The organism is Streptomyces sp. NRRL B-24572 (assembly GCF_002156145.1).
Classification (GTDB): domain Bacteria; phylum Actinomycetota; class Actinomycetes; order Streptomycetales; family Streptomycetaceae; genus Streptomyces; species Streptomyces vietnamensis.
On record NZ_MWIG01000394.1, the window covers coordinates 1 to 7799 of the forward strand.

5 protein-coding genes are annotated in these 7799 nt (G+C 75.1%); 4 read left to right on the forward strand and 1 reads right to left on the reverse strand.

Going from position 1 to position 7799, the window contains the following annotated elements; all coding sequences use genetic code 11:
- Positions 1-237: 237 nt before the first annotated feature.
- Positions 238-2415 (reverse strand): asparagine synthase-related protein, encoded by a 2178-nt coding sequence (locus CCN56_RS23130; protein WP_086829630.1) that lies wholly within the window; start codon positions 2413-2415, stop codon positions 238-240.
- Between the two features lie 562 nt (positions 2416-2977).
- Between CCN56_RS23130 and CCN56_RS23135 the strand changes: the two genes are divergently transcribed.
- The 4 genes from CCN56_RS23135 to CCN56_RS23150 form a co-directional block, all read left to right on the forward strand.
- Entirely contained in the window at positions 2978-4423 is a 1446-nt protein-coding gene (locus tag CCN56_RS23135; RefSeq protein WP_086829632.1) for an MFS transporter, read from the forward strand.
- Positions 4424-4512: 89 nt separating this feature from the next.
- Positions 4513-5697: an L-2-hydroxyglutarate oxidase gene (gene lhgO / locus CCN56_RS23140; protein ID WP_041130364.1), complete on the forward strand. Its 1185-nt coding sequence runs from the start codon at positions 4513-4515 to the stop codon at positions 5695-5697.
- A gap of 134 nt (positions 5698-5831) precedes the next feature.
- Positions 5832-6551, forward strand: coding sequence for a tRNA (guanosine(46)-N7)-methyltransferase TrmB (gene trmB / locus CCN56_RS23145; RefSeq protein WP_086829634.1), 720 nt, complete (start codon positions 5832-5834; stop codon positions 6549-6551).
- 35 nt (positions 6552-6586) lie between these two features.
- The coding region (locus CCN56_RS23150; RefSeq protein ID WP_256962100.1) for a PrsW family intramembrane metalloprotease at positions 6587-7799 on the forward strand (1213 nt) is incomplete at its 3' end.

The window sequence follows — 7799 nt, forward strand, 5'->3', positions numbered from 1 at the left end:
CGCGCTGCTCGCCGCGCAGCGCGAGCGCGGCGAGCAGCGCGCGCAGCCGGGCGCCGCCGAGGGGGAGCGGGGTGCCGTCGGGACGAAGGGCCTCGGTGGTGCCGAGGATGAGATACCGCACCGACCCATTGTGTCGGGCGGGTATGACATGCGCCTCGGGGTTTACCCCGGTGGGTCCCTGAGAAGGCACCGGTGCGGCGCGCCGATCCGCCGTGCGGCGCGGTCTCGGGCCGGCTCTCAGGCCGGCAGCGAGCGGGACGTCGGGATCAGGGGGCCCTGGACCGCGCGGTGGGCCCGGGGTTCGGTCGTGTTGGTCCAGCAGGATCCCCGGCGGGCGAGGAGGCGGCGGAGCCAGAGTTCGGTGGAGACGAGGTCGGCGAGGCCGTCGAGGGGGACGGCGGCGCCGTCGGTCGCCGCGCGGAGGGCCTTGCGGACGACGCGCGCGTCGATCAGGCCCGCGTCGGCGAGGAGCGGGGCGTCGAAGAGGGCCAGGAGTTCCGGGAGCGCCGCGCGCAGGCCCGCGCGCGTGGCCGCGGCCGGGACGGCCGGGTGGGGGGCGCCCCAGCCCGGGGGGAGGTCGTGGACGCCGGCGCCGGAGAGGACCGTGCGCAGGACGCCGGCCCGGGCGTCCGGCTGGACCCGGAGCGATTCGGGGAGGTCGCGGCAGGCCCGTACGACCTGGTTGTCGAGGAAGGGGGCGTGGAGGCGCTGGCCCCGGATCTCTGCGGCCTGTTCCAGGACGCGGTGGTCGGCCGCCGCGCGGGCGAGGGCGGCACGCGCGCGTGCCTCGCCGGGGCGCTGGACGGAGGCCGGGAGGGTCGCCGCCCGGTTCAGGCGAACCGATACTTCAGCGAGGGCCTCGCCCGTCAGCCAGCGCGCCGCCGGGCCCGGCCGCGACCAGGTGAGGGCGGAGAGCGAGGCCTCCAGGGGACCGAAGCCGTCCGGGGCCGTGCGGTTCGCCTCCAGGACCCGCCTCGCCGCCGCCTCCAGACCCGTGCGGTACGGGGTGCGGGCCAGCTTCCGCGCCGCCCGGTACACCGTCAGCGGGACGAGCAGCGAGCCCGCCGAGGGCCCCGAGGCCTTCGCGAGCGCCGTCACCGGACGCACCAGGGAGCGGCGCCTGCGGTCCATCAACAGATCGGCGAGGCGCGCCGGGTGCGCGTCCAGGACCTGCTTCGCGCCCATGCCGGTGAAGTGGTCGGCGCTGCCGCCCGCGAGCCGCCTGCGGTGCCGCTCGGCCGTGACCAGGGCGGGCCCCGGCTCGTCGGTGAGCGGGCCGTCCAGGGCGGCGTACGGGAGCGCCTCCTCGCCTCCCGCGACGACGACGTGGTGAAGGCGTGGGTCCGCCGCGATCTCCCGCGCCCGCTCCAGCTCCGCCGTACGCCGCGCACCGGCCCTCGTCGCCAGGTCGTTGAACGTGACGGCGAGCAGCCGCTCCCCCGCGCCCGTGCCGTGTCCGGTGATCGTGCCCGGCACCCCCGGGAGGCCCGCCGCGAGCAGGGCGAGCGTGCCGGAGGCGCTGCCGCCGGACAGGTCGGCGCCGATGCCGGGCGCCGGGCCCGCGCCCCGGGCCGCGCGCCGGTCGGCCGGTCCCATGCCGGGGACCGGGCCCGGGTCGGGGAGGGGCGTCTCGGGCGCGTGCCGGGGGGCGGTGAGCCGGGCTCGTACGGCCTCGATCAGGGCGTCCCGCACCCCTTCGACGGCCTGCCGGGGGTCGGTCTCGGGCGCCGCGACGGCGAGCGAGGCCACCTGCTCGTAGCCGGTGATCTCGCGCGAGCCCTCCCGCAGGATCAGCGCGTGTCCTGGCGGCACCCGCCGCACCCCCTCGTACGGGGTGGAGTCGCGCAGCGCCTCCGGGGTCTCGGGGCAGGCGAGCAGGGCGGCGAGGTGGCCGATGTCGAGCTGGGCCTCGACGAGGTCGGCGAGCGGCAGGGCGGCCGTGGCGTACGCGGTGCCGCCCGCCCACGGGGTGTGGAACACCGGCCGGGCGCCCGCGAGGTCGCCGGTGACGGTGACGCGGCGGCCGGTCTTCACGACGGCGGTGTAGCTGCCGGGCCAGGCGGTCAGGTGCCGCAACGCGCCCCCGCGCGCGGTGAGCAGGCCGATCCGCAGCTCCTCGTCGCTCGCGGCGCAGCAGCCGAGGACGGCGAGGCGGGTGTGGTCGTCGACGGCCACCACGCGCACCTCGTCGGGACGCCAGTCGCCGACCGCCCACAGCGGATCGGGGTCGCCCCACAGGAGTTGTGCGCCCACCGGTTGCACCGTGCGCCCCTCGGCCGCGCGGTCGGGGCCGGGGGCGTATCCGGGGTCGTACGGAGAGGACGGGGCGTACGCGCCGTTCACCGACCCCGCCCGGCCCCCCGCGGCCGTTGCGAAGCTCGCGGCGACACTGCTCCAGCCCACCAGCCATCGCATCGGCGCCTCCACATCCGTTTCGGTGGAGGACATGCTGCCACGACAACGGCGCACGGGGCGGGGTCCGGGTGCACGCGCGCGAAAGCCGAATGCGCCCCTGGCATGGGCCAGTTGAAGATCGGCTGCGCACCGGCGTCATTCGGCCAAATATCGACCCCCGTCGGAGGTTTCGACGGCCGTCCGGGCGGGACGCCGGCCACCGGCGGCCCGGGAGGCGCTCCCGCCTCCCGGCACCGACCGCCGCCCGCGGGGAATGGGGCGGCGGTGTCCCCCAGCCCACTGGTCCGGGACTCCGTTCCCGGCCGAGCGGGCCGACCCACGCGATATTCATGGAAGCGCTCCCCCGCCGGCCGGACGAGAGCGCACGGCCGGGCGCACGGCCACACGGCGGGAGCACGAGCCGCTCCGCCGACCCCGCCGGTCGCACGGTCACACAACAATCTCGCCATACGGAACACCGCCCCTTAACGGTGGGGATGCGGCGAACTACGCTGTGTTTACGAATGCCGCACGCCTATGCCCGGCGTCGTGGCGGCCGTCTGGGTGGTCGAGGGGTGGCGTCATGTCCAGGGAGCAACGCGGGCCGAACGAAAAGCTCGGCACGGTTCTCGCCCTCGCGGGAATCAGCAACGCCGGGCTCGCCCGGCGCGTCAACGACCTCGGTGCGCAACGGGGATTGACGCTTCGTTACGACAAGACCTCGGTCGCCCGGTGGGTGTCCAAGGGCATGGTGCCGCAAGGCGCCGCGCCGCATCTGATCGCCGCCGCGATCGGGCAGAAGCTGGGCCGGCCCGTGCCGCTGCACGAGATCGGGCTCGCGGACGCCGACCCGGCGCCCGAGGTGGGGCTCGCCTTCCCGCGCGACGTGGGCGAGGCGGTCCGCTCGGCCACCGATCTGTACCGGCTGGATCTCGCCGGCCGGCGGGCCGGCGGGGGCGGCATCTGGCAGTCGCTGGCCGGGTCCTTCGCGGTCAGCGCGTACGCGACGCCCGCGTCCCGCTGGCTGATAACGCCCGCCGACCCGTCGGTGGAGCGCGAGGCCCCGCGGCCCGTCGGCGTCGGCGCGGCGGGCGCGTCGGCCGCGGAACACGTGCGCGTGGGCCACAGCGACGTCGCCAAGCTCCGCGAGGCCGCCGAGGACGCCCGCCGCTGGGACTCCAAGTACGGCGGCGGCGACTGGCGTTCGTCGATGGTCCCCGAGTGCTTACGGGTGGACGCGGCGCCGCTGCTGCTCGGCTCGTACTCGGACGAGGTCGGCCGGAACCTGTTCGGCGCGACCGCCGAGCTCACCCGGCTCGCCGGCTGGATGGCCTTCGACACCGGGCAGCAGGAGGCCGCCCAGCGCTACTACATCCAGGCCCTCCGGCTCGCCCGCGCCGCAGCCGACGTGCCCCTCGGGGGCTATGTCCTCGCCTCCATGTCCCTCCAGGCCACCTACCGGGGCTTCGCCGACGAGGGCGTCGACCTCGCCCAGGCCGCCCTCGAACGCAACCGGGGGCTCGCCACCGCCCGCACCATGTCCTTCTTCCGGCTCGTCGAGGCCCGCGCGCACGCCAAGGCCGGCGACGGGGCCGCCGCCGCGGCCGCGCTCAAGTCCGCCGAGGGCTGGCTGGAGCGCTCCCGGGAGGGCGACGCCGACCCGACCTGGCTCGGCTTCTACTCGTACGACCGGTTCTGCGCGGACGCCGCCGAGTGCTACCGGGACCTGCGGATGCCGCGCGAGGTGCGGCGCTTCACCGAGCAGGCGCTGTCCCGGCCGACGGAGGAGTTCGTCCGCTCGCACGGGCTGCGGCTGGTGGTGTCGGCGGTGGCCGAGCTGGAGTCGGGCAACCTGGACGCGGCCTGCGCGGCCGGTACGCGCGCGGTGGAGGTGGCGGGGCGGATCTCCTCGGCGCGGACGACCGAGTACGTACGGGACCTGCTGCACCGGCTCGAACCGTACGGGGACGAGCCGCGGGTCATGGAGCTGCGGGAGCGGGCCCGCCCGCTGCTCGTCGCTCCGGCGTGACGGATCCGACGTGACGCACGTCCCACGGTGTGGGCGTTTAGCGGCATTGTCAGTGGGCCAGTGCACTATCGGGGTGGGAGGTGGCGCTGGTGTTTGACTGTGACGTTCTGGTGATCGGCGGTGGGATCGTCGGTCTCTCGACGGCGTACGCGGTGACGCGTGCCGCCCCCGGCACCCGGGTCACGGTCCTGGAGAAGGAGCACGCGCTCGCACGCCACCAGACCGGACGCAACAGCGGGGTGATCCACAGCGGGATCTACTACCGGCCGGGGTCGCTCAAGGCGCGGTTCGCGGTCGAGGGCGCGGCCGAAATGGTCAAGTTCTGTGCGGAGTGGGGCATTCCGCACGAGGTGACGGGGAAGATCATCGTCGCCACCGCGCGCGAGGAGCTGCCCCGGCTGCACGCGCTCGTGCAGCGCGGCCGGGAGAACGGCATCCCCGTGCGCGAGCTCGGCCCGGCGCAGATCAGCGAGTACGAGCCGCGGGTGCGGGGTCTCGCCGCGATCCACGTCGGCACGACCGGCATCTGCGACTACGGGGCGGTGGCGGAGCGGCTCGCCGAGGCCTCCGAGGCGCGGATCCTGTACGGCGCGGAGGTCGTCGCCGTCGACCGGCGGTCGTTCGGGGTGGCCGTGCGGACCGCCGACGGGCGTGTGGTGCGGGCGAAGGTCCTGGTCAACTGCGCGGGGCTGCACTGCGACCGGATCGCGCGGCTCGCGGGCGACGACCCGGGCATGCGGATCGTCCCCTTCCGGGGGGAGTACTACGAGCTCGCGGACCCGTCGCTGGTCCGAGGTCTGGTCTACCCCGTCCCCGACCCGGCCTTCCCGTTCCTCGGGGTGCACCTGACCCGGGGCATCGACGGCGGCGTCCACATCGGGCCGAACGCGGTCCCGGCGCTCGCGAAGGAGGGGTACGGCTGGTCCGTCGTCCGCCCGCGCGAACTCGGCGCCACCCTGGCGTGGCCCGGCTCGTGGGCGATCGCGCGTGCGCACTGGCGGTACGGGGCGGGGGAACTGCACCGGTCCGTGTCGAAGCGGGCCTTCACGGAGGCGGTGCGGCGGCTGCTGCCGATCGTGTCGGAGTCCGACCTGCGGCGGGCGGCGCCGGGGGTGCGGGCGCAGGCGGTGCTGCGGGACGGGACGCTCGTCGACGACTTCCTGATCCGCGAGGCGGCGCGGACGGTGCACGTCCTGAACGCGCCTTCGCCCGCGGCTACGGCCTCGCTGCCGATCGGGCGCGAGGTCGCGGGGCGGGCGCTGGCGCGGCTGTAGCCCGCCGTCCACACGGGCGGAGGGGGTTTCTGGGGTCCCGCCGTAGACTTGGTCGCATTGTGTCTGAGCAGATTGAGAACGGCCCGCAGCCCGTCGCCGACCCCGTCCAGCCCGCCCCGCGGCGCGGCAGTCGGATGTTCGCCCCCGGCGAGGGGCCCATGCCCGATCCCGCCGGGGCCCATCACGAGCGGCGGATCCGCAGCTTCCAGCCGCGCCGCAGCCGTGTCACGTACGGGCAGGCCGAGGCCATGCTCAAGCGGTGGCCCGACTGGGGGCTCGACATCGACGGCAAGCGGGTCCTCGACCTCGAAGAGATGTTCGACGGACTGCCCGTCGTCCTCGAGATCGGCTTCGGGATGGGCGAGGCGACCGCCCAGATGGCCGCCGCCGATCCCGCGACCGGGATCCTCGCCGTGGACGTGCACACCCCCGGCCAGGGCAATCTCCTCGGGCTCGCCGACCGCAACGGGCTCACCAACGTCCGCGTCGCCAACGGCGACGCGATCATCCTGCTCCGCGAGATGCTCGGCGACGCCACCCTCGACGGCTGCCGGGTCTACTTTCCGGACCCGTGGCCCAAGGCCCGCCACCACAAGCGCCGGCTCATCCAGCCCGAATTCCTCAGCCTCCTCGCGCCGCGGATGAAGCCCGGGGCCGTGCTCCACTGCGCCACGGACTGGGAGGAGTACGCCGTGCAGATGCTGGAGGTGCTCTCCGCGCACCCGGACTACGAGAACACGCAGGCCGACGGCGGCTACGCGCCCCGCCCCGACTTCCGGCCCCTCACCCGCTTCGAGGGGCAGGGCCTCGACAAGGGGCACGTCGTGCACGATCTGCTCTTCCGGAGGAAGTAGCCCCGCTGTCGGTGCGGGTCGTTAGGGTCGATCACGTGTCGAACCCCGTTCCCGTCGAAGGACCCGTTCCCGTCGAGGGACCCGTTCCCGTACCGCACCGGGACGCCGAGGAGCCGGCCTTCCCCGCCGCCGTCGACCGGTCCCAGTGGCGCTACCGGCCCCGCCGGGCCTTCTGGCGCAGCCGGCTGGTCCGCGCGGTCGCCGTCGTCACCCTGCTCGCGCTCTGCGCCCTGGTCATCCTGGCGCTGGTCCGCGAGCAGACCGGCACGCAGGGCTTCCTCGTCGGCCTGGGCCTCGCCGTGCTTCCCGTACCGCTGCTCATGTCGGCGTTCCGCTGGCTCGACCGGGTCGAGCCGGGCCCCTGGAAGAACCTGCTGTTCGCGTTCGCCTGGGGCGCCTTCGCCGCCGCGCTCGTCGCGATCCTGGCGAACTCCTTCGCGGTCCGCTGGATCGCCACGGCCACGGCCGATCCGGACTCCGCCGACACCCTCGGGGCCACCGTCGTCGCCCCGGTGGTGGAGGAGAGCGCCAAGGCCGCCGCGATCCTGCTGCTGTTCCTGTTCCGCAGGAGGTACTTCGGCGGGCTCGTCGACGGGGTCGTGTTCGCCGGTTTCACCGCCACCGGCTTCGCCTTCACCGAGAACATCCTCTATCTCGGCAACGCCTTCGGCGAGGACCAGGAGTTCGGCTCGACCGGCCTCGGTTCGGTGACCGCCGCGACCTTCTTCGTACGGGTCGTGATGTCGCCGTTCGCGCATCCGCTGTTCACCGTGCTCACCGGCATCGGCTTCGGTTTCGCCGCCCTCGCGCCGCGCGGGAAGCGGCTGCGCCGGGTGCTGCTGCCGCTGACCGGACTGCTGCTCGCCATGGGACTGCACGCCACCTGGAACGGCTCGGCCACCGTGGGCGGCCCGCTGGCCTTCTACGCGGTGTACGGGGCGCTCATGGTCCCGGCCTTCGGCCTGCTGACCTGGCTGGCGGTGTGGAGCCGGCAGCGCGAGCTGCGCACGATATCCGGGGAGCTCCCGGCGTACGCGGCGGCCGGCTGGCTCGCCCCCGCCGAGCCGGTCGCGCTGTCGTCGATGCGCGCCCGGCAGATGGCCCGCGCGTTCGCCGCCCGGACGTACGGCCCGCCGGCCGCGCGGGCGGTCGGCGAGTACGAGTCCTTCGCGACGACCCTCGCGTTCCTGCGGAACCGGGCCCGGCGCGGCGCGGCGGGCCCCGACTTCCCGGCCCGGGAGCAGGAGC

Coding starts and splice junctions, on each gene's coding strand:
- CCN56_RS23135 (WP_086829632.1), top strand. CDS start 2,978: ATGTCCAGGGAGCAACGCGGGCCGAACGAAAAGCTCGGCACGGTTCTC.
- CCN56_RS23130 (WP_086829630.1), bottom strand. CDS start 2,415: ATGCGATGGCTGGTGGGCTGGAGCAGTGTCGCCGCGAGCTTCGCAACG.
- trmB (WP_086829634.1), top strand. CDS start 5,832: ATGTTCGCCCCCGGCGAGGGGCCCATGCCCGATCCCGCCGGGGCCCAT.